At 56.2% G+C, this 21218-nt stretch carries 19 protein-coding genes and 1 pseudogene; 16 read left to right on the top strand and 4 right to left on the bottom strand.

Annotated elements, in window-relative coordinates:
- Nucleotide 1 precedes the first annotated feature (1 nt).
- The 3 genes from thrB (at nucleotide 2) to IM313_RS06140 (ending at nucleotide 2762) form a co-directional block, all read left to right on the top strand.
- Nucleotides 2-931: a homoserine kinase gene (thrB, locus tag IM313_RS06150; protein WP_041911275.1), complete on the top strand. Its 930-nt coding sequence runs from the start codon at nucleotides 2-4 to the stop codon at nucleotides 929-931.
- Between the two features lie 3 nt (nucleotides 932-934).
- Entirely contained in the window at nucleotides 935-2221 is a 1287-nt protein-coding gene (gene thrC, locus IM313_RS06145) for a threonine synthase (protein WP_192971592.1), read from the top strand.
- 247 nt (nucleotides 2222-2468) lie between these two features.
- Complete coding sequence (locus IM313_RS06140) at nucleotides 2469-2762, top strand: DUF2502 domain-containing protein (protein ID WP_028015459.1); 294 nt, start codon at nucleotides 2469-2471, stop codon at nucleotides 2760-2762.
- Nucleotides 2763-2794: 32 nt separating this feature from the next.
- Here IM313_RS06140 and yaaA read toward each other — a convergent pair whose 3' ends face one another.
- Complete coding sequence (gene yaaA, locus IM313_RS06135; RefSeq protein WP_045259426.1) at nucleotides 2795-3568, bottom strand: peroxide stress protein YaaA; 774 nt, start codon at nucleotides 3566-3568, stop codon at nucleotides 2795-2797.
- 66 nt (nucleotides 3569-3634) lie between these two features.
- Complete coding sequence (locus IM313_RS06130) at nucleotides 3635-5065, bottom strand: sodium:alanine symporter family protein (RefSeq protein WP_192971593.1); 1431 nt, start codon at nucleotides 5063-5065, stop codon at nucleotides 3635-3637.
- Between the two features lie 262 nt (nucleotides 5066-5327).
- Here IM313_RS06130 and tal point away from each other — a divergent pair, with 262 nt between their 5' ends.
- From tal to IM313_RS06115, 3 genes are all read left to right on the top strand, one after another.
- The gene (tal, locus tag IM313_RS06125; protein ID WP_003856481.1) at nucleotides 5328-6281 is read left to right on the top strand and encodes a transaldolase; all 954 of its coding nucleotides are present in this window, start codon (nucleotides 5328-5330) and stop codon (nucleotides 6279-6281) included.
- Nucleotides 6282-6391: 110 nt separating this feature from the next.
- Nucleotides 6392-6979: a molybdopterin adenylyltransferase gene (gene mog / locus IM313_RS06120; RefSeq protein WP_192971594.1), complete on the top strand. Its 588-nt coding sequence runs from the start codon at nucleotides 6392-6394 to the stop codon at nucleotides 6977-6979.
- 122 nt (nucleotides 6980-7101) lie between these two features.
- Entirely contained in the window at nucleotides 7102-8424 is a 1323-nt protein-coding gene (locus tag IM313_RS06115) for an MFS transporter (protein ID WP_028015463.1), read from the top strand.
- Here IM313_RS06115 and satP read toward each other — a convergent pair.
- Nucleotides 8401-8967: an acetate uptake transporter gene (satP, locus tag IM313_RS06110; protein ID WP_192971595.1), complete on the bottom strand. Its 567-nt coding sequence runs from the start codon at nucleotides 8965-8967 to the stop codon at nucleotides 8401-8403. The genes IM313_RS06115 and satP overlap by 24 nt on opposite strands.
- A gap of 297 nt (nucleotides 8968-9264) precedes the next feature.
- Here satP and dnaK point away from each other — a divergent pair, with 297 nt between their 5' ends.
- The 4 genes from dnaK to nhaR all read left to right on the top strand — a co-directional run bounded on the left by dnaK (nucleotide 9265) and on the right by nhaR (nucleotide 14714).
- Nucleotides 9265-11178 carry a molecular chaperone DnaK gene (gene dnaK / locus IM313_RS06105; protein WP_028015465.1) on the top strand — a complete coding sequence of 638 codons (1914 nt, stop codon included), beginning with the start codon at nucleotides 9265-9267 and terminating at the stop codon, nucleotides 11176-11178.
- Between the two features lie 87 nt (nucleotides 11179-11265).
- Nucleotides 11266-12411: a molecular chaperone DnaJ gene (gene dnaJ / locus IM313_RS06100; RefSeq protein ID WP_008502040.1), complete on the top strand. Its 1146-nt coding sequence runs from the start codon at nucleotides 11266-11268 to the stop codon at nucleotides 12409-12411.
- Nucleotides 12412-12580: 169 nt separating this feature from the next.
- A complete protein-coding gene (gene nhaA, locus IM313_RS06095) occupies nucleotides 12581-13756 on the top strand; it encodes a Na+/H+ antiporter NhaA (protein ID WP_063154832.1) in 1176 nt (391 codons plus the stop codon).
- A 58-nt stretch (nucleotides 13757-13814) separates the two neighbouring features.
- Complete coding sequence (nhaR, locus tag IM313_RS06090; RefSeq protein WP_028015467.1) at nucleotides 13815-14714, top strand: transcriptional activator NhaR; 900 nt, start codon at nucleotides 13815-13817, stop codon at nucleotides 14712-14714.
- Between the two features lie 57 nt (nucleotides 14715-14771).
- On the opposite strand, the gene rpsT is transcribed toward nhaR, so the two are convergent.
- Entirely contained in the window at nucleotides 14772-15035 is a 264-nt protein-coding gene (rpsT, locus tag IM313_RS06085) for a 30S ribosomal protein S20 (protein ID WP_003856458.1), read from the bottom strand.
- 101 nt (nucleotides 15036-15136) lie between these two features.
- Here rpsT and IM313_RS22525 point away from each other — a divergent pair.
- From IM313_RS22525 to ispH, 6 genes and pseudogenes are all read left to right on the top strand, one after another.
- A pseudogene (locus IM313_RS22525) lies at nucleotides 15137-15355 on the top strand (DUF2575 domain-containing protein).
- 7 nt (nucleotides 15356-15362) lie between these two features.
- The gene (ribF, locus tag IM313_RS06080; RefSeq protein ID WP_028015468.1) at nucleotides 15363-16289 is read left to right on the top strand and encodes a bifunctional riboflavin kinase/FAD synthetase; all 927 of its coding nucleotides are present in this window, start codon (nucleotides 15363-15365) and stop codon (nucleotides 16287-16289) included.
- 45 nt (nucleotides 16290-16334) lie between these two features.
- A complete protein-coding gene (ileS, locus tag IM313_RS06075; protein ID WP_049137709.1) occupies nucleotides 16335-19151 on the top strand; it encodes an isoleucine--tRNA ligase in 2817 nt (938 codons plus the stop codon).
- Nucleotides 19151-19651, top strand: a complete 501-nt coding sequence (gene lspA, locus IM313_RS06070; RefSeq protein ID WP_028015470.1) for a signal peptidase II — start codon at nucleotides 19151-19153, stop codon at nucleotides 19649-19651. Before ileS ends, lspA begins: the two co-directional genes overlap by 1 nt.
- A gap of 57 nt (nucleotides 19652-19708) precedes the next feature.
- A complete protein-coding gene (gene fkpB / locus IM313_RS06065; RefSeq protein WP_192971596.1) occupies nucleotides 19709-20158 on the top strand; it encodes an FKBP-type peptidyl-prolyl cis-trans isomerase in 450 nt (149 codons plus the stop codon).
- Between the two features lies 1 nt (nucleotide 20159).
- Entirely contained in the window at nucleotides 20160-21110 is a 951-nt protein-coding gene (ispH, locus tag IM313_RS06060; protein ID WP_028015471.1) for a 4-hydroxy-3-methylbut-2-enyl diphosphate reductase, read from the top strand.
- Nucleotides 21111-21218: the final 108 nt, after the last annotated feature.

The raw sequence follows: 21218 nt of genomic DNA, 5'->3' as shown, positions 1-21218 counted from the left end.
GATGGTTAAAGTATATGCCCCGGCTTCCAGCGCTAATATGAGCGTCGGATTTGACGTGCTGGGTGCGGCGGTGACGCCGGTGGACGGTTCGCTGCTGGGCGATACGGTAACGGTTGAGGCGGCAGAAAGCTTCAGCCTGAATAACGTTGGCCGTTTCGCCAGTAAGCTGCCGCCTGAACCACGCGAGAATATCGTTTATCAGTGCTGGGAGCGCTTCTGTCAGGAGATCGGCAAAAACGTGCCGGTCGCCATGACGCTGGAAAAAAGCATGCCGATTGGTTCGGGCCTGGGCTCCAGCGCCTGCTCGGTTGTCGCCGCGCTGGTGGCGATGAACGAGCACTGCGGCAAGCCGCTGAACAATAGCCGTCTGCTGGCGCTGATGGGCGAGCTGGAAGGGCGCATCTCCGGCAGTATTCATTACGATAACGTGGCGCCATGCTTCCTCGGCGGCATGCAGCTGATGATTGAAGAAAATGGCATCATCAGCCAGCAGGTGCCAGGGTTTGATGAGTGGCTGTGGGTGCTGGCCTATCCGGGCATCAAGGTCTCTACCGCGGAAGCACGTGCGATCCTGCCTGCGCAGTATCGTCGCCAGGACTGTATCGCCCACGGGCGTCACCTGGCGGGCTTTATTCACGCCTGCTACACCCGCCAGCCGCAGCTGGCGGCGAAACTGATGAAAGACGTCATTGCCGAGCCGTACCGTACGAAGCTGCTACCCGGCTTTAACGAGGCGCGACAGGCTTCAATGGATATCGGCGCGCAGGCGTGCGGCATCTCCGGCTCCGGCCCGACGCTGTTCGCCCTGTGCGATAAGCCAGACACCGCGCAGCGCGTGGCGGACTGGCTCTCTAAACACTACCTGCAAAATCAGGAAGGCTTTGTTCATATTTGCCGTCTGGACACGGCTGGCGCACGAGTACTGGGATAACGAATGAAACTCTACAACCTTAAAGATCATAACGAGCAGGTCAGCTTCGCGCAGGCGGTGACTCAGGGGCTGGGCAAAAATCAGGGGCTGTTTTTCCCGCACGACCTGCCGGAATTTCAGCTGACCGAAATCGATGAGCTGCTGAAGCTGGACTTTGTCACCCGCAGCACCAAAATTCTGTCTGCGTTTATTGGCGATGAAATCCCGCAGGAGCTGCTGGAAGAGCGCGTGCGTGCGGCGTTTGCTTTCCCGGCTCCGGTTAAGCAGGTGGAGCCTGACGTCGGTTGTCTGGAGCTGTTCCACGGTCCGACCCTGGCGTTTAAAGACTTCGGCGGCCGCTTTATGGCGCAGATGCTGACCCACATCAGCGGCGACAAGCCGGTGACCATCCTGACCGCGACCTCCGGTGATACCGGTGCGGCGGTGGCACACGCGTTCTACGGCCTGAAAAACGTCCGCGTGGTGATCCTCTATCCGAAAGGCAAGATCAGCCCGTTGCAGGAAAAACTGTTCTGCACCCTCGGCGGCAACATTGAAACCGTGGCGATCGACGGCGATTTCGATGCCTGCCAGGCGCTGGTCAAGCAAGCGTTCGATGATGAAGAGCTGAAGGCCGCGCTGGGGCTGAACTCGGCGAACTCCATCAACATCAGCCGCCTGCTGGCGCAGATCTGCTACTACTTCGAAGCGGTGGCTCAGCTGCCGCAGGAAGCGCGCAATCAGCTGGTAGTTTCGGTACCAAGCGGCAACTTCGGCGACCTGACGGCGGGGCTGCTGGCGAAATCTCTCGGTCTGCCGGTGAAACGCTTTATCGCTGCCACCAACGCCAACGATACCGTGCCGCGCTTCCTGAAAGACGGCAAATGGGCGCCTAACGCCACGCAGGCGACGCTCTCCAATGCCATGGACGTGTCGCAGCCGAACAACTGGCCGCGCGTGGAAGAGCTGTTCCGCCGCAAGGTGTGGCGTCTGGGTGACCTGGGCTACGCTGCGGTGACGGACGAAACCACCAAAGCCACCATGCGCGAGCTGAAAGCGGTGGGCTACACCTCTGAGCCGCACGCGGCAATTGCTTACCGCGCGCTGCGCGACCAGCTTAACCCGGGTGAATATGGCCTGTTCCTGGGCACCGCGCATCCGGCGAAGTTCAATGAGAGCGTGGAAGATATTCTGGGCGAAACGCTGCCGCTGCCAAAAGAGCTGGCCGAGCGCGCCGACCTGCCGCTGCTGTCTCATGAGCTGCCGGCGGATTTTGCGGCACTGCGGAATCTGATGATGACGCGCGCGTGATTTTGTTGCCCGGTGGCGCTACGCCTTACCGGGCCTACAACGACGAGATGACCGTAGGCCGGGTAAGCGCAGCACCACCCGGCTTTTTTATGAAGAAATTAAGGAGAAAAATTGCAGGAAAAAAGCAGAAATTCTCAATAAATGCGGTCACTTAGCGTTTAGGATTGCAGAGAATAACATCCACCGTTCCCCTCGCGTACTCTCCTTACATCGGCCCACGTTGGGCAAGAAGAATAAGGAGTCACCTGTGTCTACACTAAAACCTGCACTCATTGCGCTTTCTCTGGTGCTGGTCGCCCCCATGGCGGTACAGGCATCTGAAATTACTCTCGTACCTGCGGTAAAACTGCAGATTGGCGATCGGGACAATAGCGGGCATTACTGGGATGGCGGCCGCTGGCGCGACCACGACTGGTGGAAGGCGCATTATGACTGGCGCGATAACCATTGGCGTCCGCATGACGAGCATCGCGATCGTGATGACCGACACGACCATCATCACGACGACCACCGTCCGGGCCCGGACTGGAAGCACCATTAACGCAAAAACCCGCCAGATGGCGGGGTTTAGTTTTACTGCTCGTGGCGCTTAAATACCAGCTCACCTTTCCCTGACGACGCCTCGTCAAAGAAATAGCCGTCGGTGTTGAATCCCATTAACTGCTCCGGCTTCGTCAGGCGGTTCTGAATGATGTAGCGGCTCATCAGGCCACGCGCTTTTTTCGCATAGAAGCTGATGACCTTGAACTTGCCGTTCTTCTCATCAAGGAAGACCGGCTTAACGATCTCCGCGTTCAGCTTTTTCGGCTTCACCGACTTGTAGTACTCATCGGATGCCAGGTTAACCACCACGTTATCACCCTGAGCATGCAGCGCCGCGTTCAGCTTGTCGGTGATGATGTCGCCCCAGAAATGGTAAAGGTCTTTGCCTTTGGCGTTTTCCAGGCGAATCCCCATCTCCAGACGATATGGCTGCATCAGATCCAGCGGGCGCAGTACGCCATACAGGCCCGACAGCATGCGCAGATGCTGCTGGGCAAAATCAAAGTCGGCTTCACTAAAATCTTCCGCCTGCAGGCCGGTGTAAACATCGCCCTTAAACGCCAGGATCGCCTGGCGCGCGTTGGCGGGGGTGAAATCCGGGTGCCACTCGTGGAACCGGGTCGCGTTCAGGTCTGCCAGCTTGTCGCTGATGCTCATCAGCGAGGCGATTTGCGGCGCAGAGAGCTTGCGCGCTTCGCGGATCAGCTGTTGCGAATAGTCCAGCAGTTCTGGCTGGGTATAACGCTCGGTGGCGAGCGGGCTCTGGTAGTCGAGCGTTTTTGCAGGTGAAATCAGAATCAGCATATCCAGTCCTTGCAGGAAATTTAGAGCGACTTTAACAAAAAATCGCCCTGAATTGATCGATAGCTGTTATTGCCGGGGCAAATCATCCCAGGTGCCGGGGGCAAGCTGTGACTGAATTTCGGGATAGCGTGCGGCATCAAATACCGGGGGAACGCCCAGCTTGCGCTGGCGAAGATAATCCCTGGCAATAAGGTTCACAACGGGCGAGAGCAGCAGGATCGCCGTCAGGTTAGTGATTGCCATTAGCGCCATAATGACATCCGCCAGCTGCCAGACCAGCGGCATATTCAGAAGGGAGCCCGCGATCACCATCAGTACTACGCCCAGGCGAAGCAGGAGAATGGCCGGACGAGAGTCGTATTTCAGGAAGATAAGGTTATTTTCGGCGTACAGGTAATTCACCACAATCGAACTGAAGGCGAACAGTATCAGAATGAGCGAGACAAATCCCGAACCCCAGCCGCCGGTCAGATTCACCAGCGCCTGCTGGAGAAGCTGTATTCCGTCGATATCCGAGTCATGCGCCACAGGACCGGCCAGCAGGAGGATCATGGCGCTGGCGGAACAGATAATAACGGTATCCATAAACACGCCTATCATCTGCACGATACCCTGCGCTGCGGGGTGCGGCGGCCAGGAAGAGGCGGCCGCGGCGGCGTTGGGAGTGGAGCCCATCCCGGCTTCATTGGAGAACATGCCTCGCTGAAAACCTGCCATCAGCGCCTGGCTCAGGGTGTAGCCCAGCGCGCCTGACGCCACCTCACGCCAGCCAAAGGCGCTTTTAAAGATGGTCGCAATCACGTCCGGAACCTGGTCGGCATGCAGCGCAGCGACGACCAGGCTCGCGGCAACCCAGAGCAGCGCCATGATGGGAACCAGCCACTGCATCAGGCGGGCAACGCCTTTCAGGCCGGCAGAAATGGTGAGCAAAACAAAGAGGGCTAAACCGATGCCGGTGATCCACTCCGGGCAGGAGAAGGTATAGCGCAGGGCATGGGCGACGGAGTTTGACTGCACGGTATTAAAAATAAGACCGTACGCGAGCAGTAAAAAAAGCGAGAACAGAACGCCCATCCAGCGCATTCCTAAGCCACGCGCCATATACCAGGCCGGACCGCCGCGAAACTGCCCGTTTCTGTCTTTCTCTTTGTAGAGTTGCGCCAGCGAACTTTCGGCAAAAGAGGTAGCCATTCCGAGAAGCGCCGTGACCCACATCCAGAACACCGCGCCTGGCCCACCGGCGCTGATGGCCAGCGCAACGCCCGCCAGGTTTCCGCTACCGAGGCGGGCAGCCAGGCTGGTACACAGCGCCTGAAACGATGTTAATCCGCCCGGCTGGGGCGTGACGCTGTTTTTCAGACTTCTGCCAAACTTGCGAATATAGCGAAACTGGATAAACCCACTGCGTAGCGTAAACCAGATACCTGCTCCCAGAAGCAGGTAGATCATTATCGAACCCCAGAGGACTTCGTTAATAAAGAAAAGGAAATCAGGCATTAACGTCCCTCTTGTTGATGCCAACGTGAATATGTAAGCGCTACCACTGATTGGGCATGCTGTTGCTTAGCAGCCTGTTAATATTTTGAGTTTATCATACTCTGCCTAAGCGCACTGTCTGCGGTTGCGCTACCCCTCCGTCGTGTTATCATCAGGGCAGACCGGTTACATCCCCCTAACAAGTAAACCTGTCATTTTTCCGCTGCAGGCATGCTGTCGGTAGCGTGAATTATCCAGGGCACGTTAAAAGAGAAACACTATCATGACGGATAAATTGACCTCCCTTCGTCAGTTCACCACTGTCGTAGCTGACACCGGAGATATCGCGGCAATGAAGCTGTACCAGCCGCAGGATGCCACAACTAACCCTTCTCTGATCCTTAACGCCGCACAGATCCCTGAGTATCGCAAACTGATTGACGAGGCTGTGACCTGGGCGAAAGCACAGAGCAATGACCGTGCGCAGCAGGTTGTGGATGCTACCGATAAACTGGCAGTGAACATCGGTCTGGAAATCCTGAAGCTGGTTCCGGGCCGTATCTCTACCGAAGTGGATGCACGTCTCTCCTACGACACCGAAGCGTCAATCGCGAAAGCAAAACGCCTGATCAAACTGTACAACGACGCGGGCATCAGCAACGACCGTATCCTGATCAAACTGGCGTCGACCTGGCAGGGCATTCGCGCTGCAGAGCAGCTGGAAAAAGAAGGCATCAACTGTAACCTGACCCTGCTGTTCTCCTTCGCGCAGGCGCGTGCATGTGCGGAAGCAGGCGTGTACCTGATTTCTCCGTTCGTGGGCCGTATTCTGGACTGGTACAAAGCCAACACCGACAAGAAAGAGTACGCAGCGTCTGAAGATCCAGGCGTGATTTCCGTGACTGAAATCTACGAATACTACAAACAGCATGGCTATGAGACCGTGGTTATGGGGGCAAGCTTCCGTAACGTGGGCGAAATCATTGAGCTGGCTGGCTGTGACCGTCTGACCATCGCCCCTGCGCTGCTGAAAGAGCTGGCAGAAAGCGAAGGTGCTATCGAGCGTAAGCTGTCTTACACCGGCGAAGTGAAGGCGCGCCCGGAGCGCATCACCGAATCCGAGTTCCTGTGGCAGCACAACCAGGATCCAATGGCTGTAGACAAACTGGCGGACGGTATCCGTAAGTTTGCTATCGACCAGGAAAAACTGGAAAAAATGATCGGCGACCTGCTGTAATCATTCTGCGTGACCGGGCTCCCGGTCACGCGTCTTCTTCTGTCCTCTGTCTGAATTTTCCCTCTGCGTGTATCATTCCCTTTAATCAGTACTTTTTGAATGGAATGAATATGAATACCTTACGCATCGGCTTAGTGTCGATTTCTGACCGCGCCTCCAGCGGCGTTTACCAGGATAAAGGCATCCCCGCTCTGGAAGAGTGGCTGGCAAGCGCGCTGACCACCCCGTTTGAGATCCAGACTCGCCTTATCCCCGACGAACAGCCGATCATTGAGCAGACCCTGTGCGAGCTGGTGGATGAGATGAGCTGTCACCTTGTGCTCACCACGGGTGGAACCGGCCCCGCGCGTCGTGATGTGACGCCGGACGCGACGCTGGCTATCGCCGATCGTGAAATGGCGGGCTTCGGCGAACAGATGCGCCAGATCAGTCTACACTTTGTCCCGACGGCAATCCTTTCCCGCCAGGTGGGGGTGATCCGCAAACAGGCGCTGATACTGAACCTGCCGGGGCAGCCAAAGTCGATCAAAGAGACGCTGGAAGGATTAAAAGCCGAGGACGGTCGCGTCATCGTGCACGGCATATTTGCAAGTGTACCGTATTGTATACAGTTGCTTGACGGGCCGTACGTGGAAACTGACGACAAAGTGGTAGCAGCATTTCGTCCTAAAAGCGCACGCCGCGAGACAATCTCCTGAAATTTACTAAAATGTGACATTAGCGCCAGCCGCAGTAGCGTGTAAATGGATTTACGATATAGTAATTTTTTCTTTACGATTGCTGTAAAAAATAATCCACAACACATGCACAATGGTTCGCTATGTCACATAACACCCGACCTCTGAATCGACAGGACTACAAAACGCTTACGCTCGCCGCCTTAGGTGGCGCGCTGGAGTTTTACGACTTCATCATCTTTGTCTTCTTCGCCGCCGTAGTGGGGGCGCTCTTCTTCCCGGCGGATATTCCAGAATGGCTGCGTCAGGTGCAAACCTTCGGCATCTTTGCTGCCGGGTATCTGGCACGTCCGCTGGGCGGCATCGTCATGGCCCACTTTGGCGATCTTGTCGGGCGTAAGAAGATGTTTACCCTGAGCATCCTGCTGATGGCGGTGCCGACGCTGGCGATCGGGCTGCTGCCCACCTATGCCTCCATGGGCATTCTCGCCCCGCTATTGCTGCTGCTGATGCGCATTCTTCAGGGCGCGGCCATCGGCGGGGAAGTGCCGGGGGCCTGGGTGTTTGTGGCGGAGCACGTTCCTGCCCGCCGCATCGGGATCGCCTGCGGAACGTTAACGGCGGGGCTGACCGTCGGGATCCTGTTGGGGTCGGTAGTGGCGACGATAGTCAACACCAGCATGACGCAGCAGGCCGTGCACGACTGGGGCTGGCGTATTCCGTTCCTGCTGGGCGGGGCGTTTGGCCTGGTGGCAATGTACCTGCGCCGCTGGCTGCAGGAGACGCCGATTTTCCTCGAAATGCAGCAGCGTAAAGCGCTGGCGCAGGAGTTGCCGGTCAAAGCCGTTGTAGTGCGTCATAAAAAAGCGGTGGTGGTGTCGATGCTGCTCACCTGGCTGCTGTCGGCGGGCATCGTGGTGGTGATTTTGATGTCGCCGGTGTGGCTGCAGAAACAGTACGGTTTCGCCCCTGCCGTGACCTTACAGGCAAACAGTATTGCGACAATCATGCTCTGCTTTGGCTGTCTGGCCGCCGGGCTGGCGGCGGATCGTTTCGGTGCCAGCCTGACCTTTATTGTCGGCAGCCTGCTGCTGGCCGCGTCGAGCTGGGCGTTCTACCATCTTGCGGGCAGTCATCCTGAACAGCTGTTCCTGCTGTACGGCGTGGTCGGACTGTGCGTGGGCGTCGTGGGGGCTGTGCCTTACGTCATGGTGCGCGCCTTCCCGCCGGAGGTTCGCTTCACCGGGATATCGTTCTCTTATAACGTCGCGTATGCCATTTTCGGCGGGCTGACGCCGATAGTGGTCACGGTCATGATGGGGGTGTCGCCGATGGCGCCTGCCTGGTATGTACTCGCGCTCTCGCTGATGGGGCTGGGATTAGGCGTTTGGCTTCGTCAGGCGGGGGAATATCGTGCCCGCGAGGCGGGCACGACAGAGGGATCAGTGTTTTTCACCAATAGGTAAAATGGTGCGGTCAAACTGTTCGTTCAGCACTTCACCCATTGCCAGGTAGATAGCGCTTGCGCCGCACACCAGGCCAATCCAGCCTGCTACGTGAACGATGCCTTCGTTATCCGCCAGGTGGCCAATTGCCAGCAGGGCGAACAGCACGGTCAGGCTCATGAAGACGAACTGCAGCGCGCGGTTGCCTTTCAGGGTGCCGAAGAACATGAACAGGGTAAAGACGCCCCACAGGCCCAGATAGACGCCCAGGAAGTGGGCGTTTGCCGCGTCTGCCAGGCCCATTTTAGGCATCAGCAGGATGGCGACCAGGGTCAGCCAGAACGAGCCGTAAGAGGTGAAGGCGGTTAAGCCGAAGGTGTTGCCTTTCTTATATTCCAGCAGGCCCGCGAAGATTTGCGCGATACCGCCGTAAAAAATGCCCATCGCCAGGATTACGCCGTCCATCGGGAACATCCCGATGTTGTGCAGGTTCAGCAGAATGGTGGTCATGCCAAAACCCATCAGGCCCAGCGGAGCCGGATTAGCCAACTTAGTGTTGCCCATAAGTCCTCAAAAAAAATCATCATTAAAATGGTGAAATGGTTAAACCCGCGTCAATACTCCCTGACGGGGCGCGGCATCATAATGGGCGGCATCGACGCCGTCTATGATCTCATCAGGGTGAAATTAAAATTTTTTTTATGCTTGCCCCTTGATGGATGCCGTCGCGACCCCATCTTGTAGTCAACCGCAGTGTGTGGACCTGAAAAAAATCAAATCTGGGCAGTTGAAAAAGCACGTTCTGCCCTTATTACAGGTACACAACCACATGTTGACTGAATTTTTAGTGGAGACGTTTAGATGGGTAAAATTATTGGTATCGACCTGGGTACTACCAACTCTTGTGTAGCGATTATGGACGGCACTACTGCACGTGTGCTGGAGAACGCCGAGGGCGATCGCACCACGCCTTCTATCATTGCTTATACCCAGGATGGTGAAACTCTGGTTGGTCAGCCGGCTAAACGTCAGGCAGTGACAAACCCGCAAAACACCCTGTTTGCGATCAAACGCCTGATTGGCCGCCGCTTCCAGGACGAAGAAGTTCAGCGTGACGTTTCTATCATGCCTTACAAAATCATCGCAGCAGATAACGGCGATGCGTGGCTTGATGTGAAAGGCACCAAAACGGCACCACCGCAGATCTCTGCTGAAGTGCTGAAAAAAATGAAGAAAACCGCTGAAGATTACCTGGGTGAGCCGGTAACTGAAGCTGTTATCACCGTTCCTGCTTACTTCAACGATGCTCAGCGTCAGGCAACCAAAGATGCTGGCCGTATCGCAGGTCTGGAAGTAAAACGTATCATCAACGAACCAACCGCGGCTGCACTGGCTTACGGTCTGGATAAAGAAGTCGGCAACCGTACTATCGCGGTTTACGACCTGGGTGGTGGTACCTTCGATATCTCTATTATCGAAATCGACGAAGTTGACGGCGAAAAAACCTTCGAAGTTCTGGCAACCAACGGTGATACCCACCTGGGTGGTGAAGACTTCGATACCCGTCTGATCAACTACCTCGTTGACGAGTTCAAGAAAGATCAGGGCATTGACCTGCGTAACGACCCGCTGGCGATGCAGCGCCTGAAAGAAGCCGCTGAGAAAGCGAAGATCGAACTGTCTTCTGCTCAGCAGACCGACGTGAACCTGCCGTACATCACCGCAGACGCGACCGGTCCTAAACACATGAACATCAAAGTGACCCGTGCGAAACTGGAAAGCCTGGTAGAAGACCTGGTGAACCGTTCTATCGAGCCGCTGAAAGTTGCACTGCAGGATGCTGGCCTGTCCGTATCAGACATCCAGGACGTTATCCTGGTGGGTGGTCAGACCCGTATGCCAATGGTTCAGAAGAAAGTGGCTGAATTCTTTGGTAAAGAGCCACGTAAAGACGTGAACCCGGACGAAGCGGTAGCTATCGGTGCGGCGGTTCAGGGTGGTGTATTGACCGGTGAAGTGAAAGACGTACTGCTGCTGGACGTTACCCCGCTGTCTCTGGGTATCGAAACCATGGGTGGCGTGATGACTGCGCTCATCAACAAAAACACCACCATCCCAACCAAGCACAGCCAGGTGTTCTCTACCGCTGAAGACAACCAGTCTGCGGTAACCATCCATGTGCTGCAGGGTGAGCGTAAGCGTGCGTCTGATAACAAGTCTCTGGGTCAGTTTAACCTGGATGGCATCAACCCGGCACCGCGCGGCATGCCGCAAATCGAAGTTACCTTCGACATCGATGCTGACGGTATCCTGCACGTGTCTGCGAAAGACAAAAACAGCGGTAAAGAGCAGAAGATCACCATCAAGGCATCTTCTGGCCTGAATGAAGCGGAAATCGAAAAAATGGTTCGCGATGCCGAAGCTAACGCGGAATCCGACCGTAAGTTCGAAGAGCTGGTTCAGACCCGTAACCAGGGTGACCATCTGCTGCACAGCACCCGTAAGCAGGTTGAAGAAGCGGGCGATAAACTGCCAGCGGAAGACAAAACTGCTATCGAAGCTGCACTGACCGCGCTTGAAACGTCTCTGAAAGGCGAAGACAAAGCGGATATCGAAGCGAAGATGCAGGAGCTGGCACAGGCTTCCCAGAAGCTGATGGAAATCGCTCAGCAGCAGCATGCACAGCAGCAGGCAGGCGCTGACGCTTCTGCGAACAACGCTAAAGACGACGACGTTGTCGACGCTGAGTTCGAAGAAGTTAAAGACAAAAAATAATCGCCCTGATGCAGGGTAATTAATCGGCACGGGCGTAGGAGAACTCTCCACGCCCGTGCTCGCATGTTAAGGGGCTTAAAAAAACCAATGGCAAAGCAAGACTATTACGAGATTTTAGGCGTTCCGAAAACTGCGGAAGAGCGTGAAATCAAAAAGGCGTATAAGCGCCTGGCCATGAAATTCCACCCGGACCGTAACCAGGGTGACAAAGAGGCTGAAGCAAAATTTAAAGAGATCAAAGAAGCCTACGAAGTCCTGACCGATGCACAAAAACGTGCGGCCTATGACCAGTACGGCCACGCGGCCTTTGAACAGGGCGGCATGGGCGGCGGTGGATTCGGTGGCGGCGGCTTTGGCGGCGGTGCGGATTTCAGCGACATCTTTGGCGACGTGTTCGGCGATATCTTCGGCGGCGGTCGTGGTCGTCAGCGCGCAGCGCGCGGCGCAGACCTGCGCTACAACATGGATCTCACTCTTGAAGAGGCCGTTCGTGGCGTCACGAAAGAGATCCGTATCCCGACGCTGGAAGAGTGTGACGTTTGCCACGGCAGCGGCGCGAAAGCGGGTACCCAGCCACAGACCTGTCCAACCTGTCATGGCTCCGGTCAGGTACAGATGCGCCAGGGCTTCTTCGCGGTACAGCAGGCCTGTCCGCACTGTCACGGTCGCGGTACGCTGATTAAAGATCCGTGCACCAAGTGTCACGGCCACGGTCGCGTTGAGAAAACCAAAACCCTGTCCGTTAAGATCCCGGCTGGCGTTGATACGGGCGACCGCATCCGTCTGGCGGGTGAGGGCGAAGCAGGCGAGCACGGCGCGCCGGCAGGCGATCTGTACGTTCAGGTTCAGGTGAAGCAGCACGCCATCTTCGAGCGTGAAGGCAATAACCTGTACTGTGAAGTGCCGATCAACTTCGCGATGGCGGCTCTCGGCGGTGAAATCGAAGTGCCGACGCTGGACGGTCGCGTCAATCTGAAAATCCCTGGTGAAACCCAGACCGGCAAGCTGTTCCGCATGCGCGGCAAAGGCGTAAAATCCGTTCGCGGTGGTGCGCAGGGCGACCTGCTGTGCCGCGTCGTCGTGGAAACGCCGGTTGGCCTGAACGACAAGCAGAAACAGCTGTTGAAAGAGCTTCAGGAGAGCTTTGGCGGCCCAACGGGTGAGAAAAACAGCCCGCGCTCCAAAAGCTTCTTTGATGGCGTCAAAAAATTCTTCGATGATTTGACCCGCTAATTCGTTAGCTGTGTCTAACTTCAAAAAGCCCGGAAGCGATTCCGGGCTTTTTTTTACAGTTATAGATCGGTAAAACTGAGTCTATACCCAATATTAATCTGTTTTTGCCGAGGTATTTGGCTTGGTATTATGGTTTTATCGAGGTATCGTTGTAAAAGAGAGAACATAAATGAAATTACTACACCGTTTCTTTAGCAGTGAGGCGTCCGGTGGTGTGATCCTGATTATTGCCGCGGCCGCCGCGATGGTGCTGGCTAACCTGGGCATGACCCGCGATCTCTATCACGCATTTCTGGAAACGCCCGTCGAGCTGAAGGTCGGGGCGCTGGAAATTAACAAGAACATGCTGCTGTGGATCAACGATGCGCTAATGGCGGTGTTCTTCCTGCTCGTTGGTCTTGAGGTTAAGCGCGAGCTGGTGCTAGGTTCGCTAGCCAGCCGCCAGCGCGCGGCGTTCCCGGTTATTGCCGCGCTCGGTGGGATGGTCGTTCCAGCGCTGCTCTTTCTCGCATTTACCTGGCAGGATCCTGTCGCGCGTGACGGCTGGGCTATCCCGGCCGCAACGGATATCGCCTTTGCGCTCGGTGTCTTAGCTCTGCTCGGCAGCCGCGTGCCGGTTGCGCTGAAAATCTTCCTGATGGCGCTGGCGATCATTGATGACCTGGGTGCCATTGTGATTATCGCGCTGTTCTACACTAGCGATCTGTCGATCCTGTCCCTGAGCGTAGCCGCAGGGGCGATTGCGGTGTTGGCGGTGCTGAACATCTTCAACGTTCGCCGCATCGGTATCTATATCCTGGTGGGGATGGTGCTGTGGACGGCAGTGCTGAAATCCGGCGTGCACGCCACGCTGGCCGGCGTGATTGTGGGCTTCTTCGTGCCGCTTAAGCCGCAGGACGGTAAGTCACCCGCTAAACAGCTGGAACACGTGCTGCACCCGTGGGTCGCCTTTATGATCCTGCCGCTGTTTGCGTTTGCCAACGCGGGCGTTTCCCTGCAGGGCGTTACGCTGGGCGGGCTGACGTCTGTCCTGCCGCTGGGCATTATTGCCGGGCTGTTTATCGGTAAGCCGCTGGGGATCAGTCTCTTCTGCTGGCTGGCGCTGAAGATGAAGCTGGCATCGTTGCCGAACGGTACAACCTTTAGTCAGATCATGGCCGTAGGCATACTGTGCGGTATTGGATTCACCATGTCGATCTTTATCTCGACGCTGGCGTTTGGTGCAAACGCGCCAGAGCTCATCGTCTGGGCGAAGCTCGGCATTCTCATCGGGTCATTACTGGCGGCAGTGATTGGGTATACTTTGTTGAAGGTGAAGTTGTCCGGACAGGCCGTCCAGGCATAACGGAACACCGGGAGAAGGTCACTCTTCTCCCGATACACACTCAGGGAGCGAAGACGCGATGCCTCATTTGAATTACAACCATCTTTACTACTTCTGGCACGTTTACAAACAGGGCTCGGTCGTGGGGGCTGCAGAGGCGCTTTACCTGACGCCGCAAACCATCACCGGGCAAATCAAAGCCCTTGAAGAACGGCTGCAGGGTAAGCTCTTCAAGCGCAAGGGCCGTGGGATTGAACCGAGCGAGCTGGGGGAACTGGTTTTCCGCTATGCGGACAAAATGTTTACACTGAGCCAGGAGATGCTGGATATCGTCAACTACCGCAAAGAGTCGAACCTGCTCTTTGATGTGGGGGTGGCGGATGCACTATCCAAACGGCTGGTAAGCGGCGTGCTGGATGCCGCCGTGGTAGAGGATGAACAAATCCATCTGCGCTGCTTTGAATCCACCCACGAGATGCTGCTGGAGCAGCTGAGCCAGCACAAGCTGGACATGATTATCTCGGATTGCCCCATCGACTCCACGCAGCAGGAGGGGCTGTTCTCGGTGAAAATTGGCGAATGCGGCGTGAGTTTCTGGTGCATCAATCCACCGCCGGAGAAACCTTTCCCGGCCTGTCTGGAAGAGCGTCGCCTGCTGGTGCCGGGAAGGCGTTCCATGCTGGGACGCAAGCTGCTGAACTGGTTTAATTCGCAGGGGCTGAACGTGGAGATCCTCGGCGAGTTTGACGATGCGGCGCTGATGAAAGCCTTTGGCGAAGCGCATAATGCGATCTTCGTGGCGCCAACGCTCTACGCGCACGATCTCTATTCAGACGATAAGATTACGGAGATTGGCAGAGTAGATAACGTGATGGAGGAGTACCATGCCATATTCGCCGAAAGGATGATTCAACACCCGGCGGTGCAGCGAATCTGCAACCGTGATTACTCGGCGCTGTTTACGCCACCGGCATTCTGAAGACATAAAAAAACCCGCGTTAAGCGGGTTCTTTAAACAAGCAACAACAAGTAGCGATTAAGCCAGTTTGTTGATCTGCGCGGTCAGGTTTGCTTTATGACGCGCTGCTTTGTTTTTGTGGATCAGACCTTTAGCAGCCTGACGATCCACGATTGGTTGCATTTCGTTAAATGCGTTCTGCGCTGCAGCTTTGTCGCCAGCTTCGATTGCTGCGTATACTTTCTTGATGAAAGTACGCATCATAGAGCGACGGCTTGCGTTGTGCTTACGAGCCTTTTCAGACTGAACGGCACGTTTCTTAGCTGATTTGATATTAGCCAAGTCCAACTCCCAAATATGTTCTATGTGGACAATTCAAAGGCCGAGGAATATGCCCTCTTTGCCTTCTTTTGTCAATGGATTTGTGCAAATAAGCGCCGTTAATTAGCGACGCTACGTTACGTAGTGATGGCGCAGGATTCTACCAGCTTGTCTTTCGTGAATACAGCCTTTCGGCGTAAAAATCGCAGTTCACGGGCAGATTTTTTCGCTGTGAAAGGTCAGCCTGATGAAATCATTACGGCTTTCTGTTTTGCGCGAACAATCGCCGGTTAACCTTAACCGCTGTACAAGGTATACTTTGGCGATTTTCACTGTTTTGAGCCAGACATGAAGCTGATACGCGGCATACATAATCTCAGCAGAGCGCCACACGGGTGCGTGCTGACCATTGGTAATTTCGACGGCGTGCATCGTGGTCATCAGGCGCTGTTGCAGGGATTGCGTAAAGAAGGGGAGGCCCGTGGCCTGCCCGTTGTGGTGATGATTTTCGAGCCACAGCCGCTGGAGCTGTTCGCGGGCGATAAATCTCCCGCTCGGCTCACTCGCCTGCGCGAAAAGTTGCGCTACCTGGCGGAGTCCGGCGTGGACTACGTATTGTGTGTGCGTTTCGATCGCCGCTTTGCCGCACTGACAGCACAAAATTTTGTCAGCGACCTGCTGGTTAAGCGTCTTGGCGTTCAGTTTCTCGCCGTGGGGGATGATTTCCGCTTTGGCGCTGGTCGTCAGGGCGATTTCTTGCTATTACAGAAGGCTGGTCTGGAGTACGGTTTTGACGTCACCAGCGCGATGACCTTCTGTGAAGGCGGCGTGCGCGTCAGCAGCACGGCGGTGCGGCAGGCGCTGGCTAATGATGAACTGGAGACGGCAGAAAATTTGCTGGGCCATCCGTTCACCATCTCTGGCCGCGTGGTTCATGGCGATGCGCTGGGCCGCACGATTGGTTTCCCGACGGCGAATATACCGCTGCGTCGTCAGGTTTCCCCGGTTAAAGGGGTCTATGCGGTGGAAGTGGCAGGACTGGGCGATAAGTCGTTTTACGGCGTTGCCAACATTGGCACGCGTCCTACCGTTGCCGGTGTGCGTCAACAGCTAGAAGTGCACCTGCTGGACGTTGTAATGGACCTTTATGGTCGCCATATAGATGTAATACTGCGTAAAAAAATACGCAACGAGCAGCGATTTGCTTCGCTGGATGAACTTAAGGCGCAAATCGCGCGAGATGAATTAACGGCCCGCGAGTTTTTTGGGCTTTAGAACCGGCTTAACTGCCTACGTGATAAATACGGAACCGAGAATCTGATGAGTGACTATAAATCAACCCTGAATTTGCCGGAAACAGGGTTCCCGATGCGCGGCGATCTCGCCAAGCGTGAACCGGGAATGCTGGCGCGTTGGACCGATGATGACCTGTACGGCATCATTCGTGCAGCCAAAAAAGGCAAAAAAACCTTCATTCTGCATGATGGCCCTCCATATGCGAATGGCAGCATTCATATTGGTCACTCAGTAAACAAGATTCTGAAAGATATTATCGTGAAGTCCAAAGGACTCGCGGGATTTGACTCGCCTTACGTGCCGGGCTGGGACTGCCACGGTCTGCCGATCGAGCTGAAAGTGGAGCAAGAGTTTGGCAAGCCAGGTGAGAAGTTCACCGCTGCAGAGTTCCGCGCGAAGTGCCGCGAATACGCGGCCACCCAGGTTGAAGGCCAGCGCGCTGACTTTATCCGTCTGGGCGTGCTGGGCGACTGGTCGCACCCGTACCTGACCATGGACTTCAAAACCGAAGCCAACATCATCCGTGCGCTGGGCAAAATCATCGGTAACGGTCACCTGCATAAAGGCGCCAAGCCTGTGCACTGGTGCGTGGACTGCCGTTCTGCGCTGGCAGAAGCGGAAGTGGAATATTACGACAAAACTTCACCTTCTATCGACGTGGCCTTCGAAGCGGTCGATCAGGATGCCATTAAAGGTAAATTCGGTCTGCCTGGCGTTAGCGGCCCGATCTCTCTGGTGATCTGGACCACTACCCCGTGGACGCTGCCAGCCAACCGTGCAATCTCTCTCTCCGGCGAGTTCGAATATGCGCTGGTGCAGATTGATGGCCGCGCGGTTATCCTGGCGAAAGATCTGGTTGAAAGCGTGCTGAAACGCGCGAATATCACCGACTACACAGTTCTGGGCACCGTAAAAGGCGACGCGCTGGAGCTGATGCGCTTCAAACACCCGTTCCTGGACTTCGACGTTCCGGCGATCCTGGGCGACCACGTCACGCTGGACGCGGGTACCGGTGCGGTACATACCGCCGGTGGCCACGGTCCTGACGACTACAACATCAGCCTGAAATACGGCCTGGAAATTGCCAACCCGGTAGGCCCGGACGGTTCTTACCTGCCTGGCACCTACCCGGCGCTGGATGGTATCAACGTCTTCAAAGCCAACGACATCATCGTTGACATGCTGCGCACCAGCGGCGCGCTGCTGCACGTTGAGAAAATGCAGCACAGCTATCCGTGCTGCTGGCGCCACAAGACGCCGATCATCTTCCGTGCGACCCCGCAGTGGTTCGTCAGCATGGATCAGAAAGGCCTGCGCGAGCAGTCTCTGAAAGAGATCAAAGGCGTGCAGTGGATCCCGGACTGGGGCCAGGCGCGTATCGAATCCATGGTGGCTAACCGTCCTGACTGGTGTATCTCCCGTCAGCGTACCTGGGGCGTGCCGATGTCGCTGTTCGTGCATAAAGAGACGCATGAGCTGCACCCGAACACCCTGGAACTGATGGAAGAAGTGGCGAAGCGCGTCGAAGTTGACGGCATTCAGGCGTGGTGGGATCTCGACGCCCGCGACATCCTGGGCGCTGACGCAGATAGCTACGAGAAAGTGCCAGACACCCTGGACGTGTGGTTCGACTCCGGGTCGACTCACGCCTCCGTAGTTGACGTGCGTCCGGAGTTTGCCGGTCACGCTGCCGACATGTATCTGGAAGGTTCCGACCAACACCGCGGCTGGTTCATGTCATCCCTGATGATCTCCACCGCGATGAAAGGTAAAGCGCCTTACCGTCAGGTACTGACCCACGGCTTCACCGTGGATGGTCAGGGCCGTAAGATGTCTAAATCTATCGGCAACACCGTTTCGCCGCAGGACGTGATGAACAAGCTGGGCGCGGACATCCTGCGTCTGTGGGTAGCCTCAACCGACTACACCGGCGAAATGGCGGTGTCTGACGAGATCCTGAAGCGTGCTGCCGACAGCTATCGTCGTATCCGTAACACCGCGCGCTTCCTGCTGGCGAACCTGAACGGGTTCGATCCAGTGAAAGACATGGTGAAACCGGAAGAGATGGTCGTGCTGGACCGCTGGGCGGTAGGCTGCGCGAAAGCGGCGCAGGAAGATATCCTGAAAGCCTATGAGTCTTACGACTTCCACGAAGTGGTGCAGCGCCTGATGCGCTTCTGCTCCATCGAGATGGGCTCGTTCTACCTCGACATCATCAAAGATCGCCAGTACACCGCGAAGGCGGACAGCGTGGCGCGCCGTAGCTGCCAGTCCGCGCTGTTCCACATCGCAGAAGCGCTGGTGCGCTGGATGGCGCCGATCATGTCCTTCACCGCGGATGAAATCTGGGGTTATCTGCCGGGCGACCGTGAGAAGTATGTCTTCACCGGCGAGTGGTATGAAGGTCTGTTCGATCTCTCCAGCACCGAAGCAATGAACGATGCCTTCTGGGACGAGCTGCTGAAAGTGCGTGGCGAAGTGAACAAGGTTATCGAGCAGGCGCGTGCGGATAAGAAAGTCGGTGGCTCTCTGGAAGCGGCAGTGACCCTGTACGCCGAACCGGAGCTGGCGGCGAAGCTGACCGCGCTGGGCGATGAATTACGATTTGTCCTGTTGACCTCCGGTGCAAAAGTTGCGGATTATGCCGAGGCTTCTGCTGATGCTCAGCAGAGCGAGTTGCTCAAAGGCCTGAAAGTCGCACTGAGCAAAGCCGAAGGTGAGAAGTGCCCGCGCTGCTGGCATTACACTACCGATATCGGCCAGGTGGCGGAACACGCAGACATCTGCGGACGCTGTGTAAGCAACGTCGCCGGTGACGGCGAAAAACGTAAGTTTGCCTGATGAGTAAAACTCTCTGTTCAACAGGACTGCGCTGGCTGTGGCTGGTGGTGGTGGTGCTGATTATCGATCTGGGCAGCAAGTTCCTGATCCTCCAGAATTTCGCTCTGGGGGAGACGGTTTCGCTGTTCCCGTCGCTTAACCTGCACTATGCGCGCAACTACGGCGCGGCGTTTAGCTTCCTTGCCGACAGCGGTGGCTGGCAGCGCTGGTTCTTCGCGGGTATCGCTCTCGGTATCTGCGTGGTACTGGCTGTGCTGATGTACCGCTCGAAAGCCACGCAAAAGCTGAATAACATCGCCTACGCGCTGATCATTGGCGGCGCGCTGGGCAACCTGTTTGACCGCCTGTGGCACGGCTTTGTGGTCGATATGATCGACTTCTACGTCGGCGACTGGCACTTCGCGACCTTTAACCTGGCCGACACCGCCATCTGCATCGGTGCGGCGTTAATCGTGCTGGAAGGCTTCTTGCCTAAACCCGCAGCGAAAGAGCAGGCGTAATTGTCAATGCCGGGTGATGCGCTGCGCCACCCGGCACAACATTAAAGAGCAATGTGTATGTCTAAATCCGTACAGAGCAACAGCGCGGTTCTCGTTCACTTCACGCTGAAGCTGGATGACGGCTCCACGGCTGAATCCACCCGCAATAACAGCAAACCTGCCCTGTTTCGTCTCGGCGATACCTCCCTGTCTGAAGGTCTTGAGCAGCAGCTCCTGGGCCTGAAAGAGGGTGAGAAAAAAGCGTTCTCGCTGGAGCCGGATGCCGCGTTTGGCGTGCCAAGCCCGGACCTGATTCAGTATTTCTCGCGCCGCGAGTTTATGGACGCGGGCGAACCGGAAATCGGGGCGATTATGCTCTTTACCGCTATGGACGGCAGCGAAATGCCTGGCGTGATCCGCGAGATTAACGGCGACTCTATCACCGTTGACTTCAACCATCCGCTTGCCGGGCGTACCGTTCATTTTGATGTTGAAGTGCTGGAGATCGATCCGGCACTGGAGGCCTGAAATGCAGATCCTGTTGGCTAACCCGCGCGGCTTCTGCGCCGGTGTAGACCGCGCTATCAGCATTGTTGAAAACGCGCTGGAGATTTACGGCGCGCCGATTTACGTGCGTCACGAAGTGGTGCATAACCGCTACGTGGTCGACAGCCTGCGCGAGCGCGGTGCTATTTTCATCGAGCAGATCAGCGAAGTGCCGGACGGTGCGATCCTGATCTTCTCTGCGCACGGCGTCTCTCAGGCGGTGCGTAACGAAGCGAAAAGCCGCGATCTGACCGTATTCGATGCCACCTGTCCATTAGTGACAAAAGTGCATATGGAAGTGGCGCGCGCCAGCCGTCGCGGTGAAGAGTCGATTCTGATTGGCCACGCCGGTCACCCGGAAGTTGAAGGCACCATGGGCCAGTACAGCAACCCGGAAGGGGGAATGTACCTGGTGGAGTCGCCGGAAGATGTCCTGACGCTGAACGTGAAAAACGAAGCGCGTCTGTCGTTTATGACCCAGACCACGCTCTCCGTAGACGACACCTCAGACGTGATTGACGCCCTGCGCCAGCGCTTCCCGAAAATCGTCGGGCCGCGTAAGGATGATATCTGCTACGCCACCACTAACCGTCAGGAAGCGGTGCGCGCGCTGGCTGAACAGGCGGACGTGGTGCTGGTTGTCGGCTCTAAAAACTCCTCTAACTCCAACCGTCTGGCCGAACTGGCGCAGCGTATGGGGAAAGCGGCGTTTTTAATCGACGACGCGACGGACATCCAGGAAGCGTGGGTGAAAAATGCGGCCTGCGTTGGCGTTACCGCAGGCGCTTCCGCGCCGGATATCCTGGTGCAGAACGTGATTGCTCGTCTGCAGGAGCTGGGCGGGGGCGAAGCGGTTCCGCTGGAAGGACGCGAAGAGAATATCGTCTTCGAAGTGCCGAAAGAGCTGCGTATCGACGCCCGCGAAGTGGAATAATTTCTTTTCTGATGAAAGGCCAGCACCTCCTGTGCTGGCCTTTTTTTTGCTCCGGACTTTATCGTGACGACAAAATCATGTCTTTTACTGATATCTGAGTCGGTTTCA

This window comes from Enterobacter cloacae complex sp. P2B (assembly GCF_014895985.1).
Classification (GTDB): domain Bacteria; phylum Pseudomonadota; class Gammaproteobacteria; order Enterobacterales; family Enterobacteriaceae; genus Enterobacter; species Enterobacter bugandensis.
The sequence above is the reverse complement of the archived record's forward strand: the minus strand, read 5'-3'. Positions and strand labels throughout refer to the sequence as shown.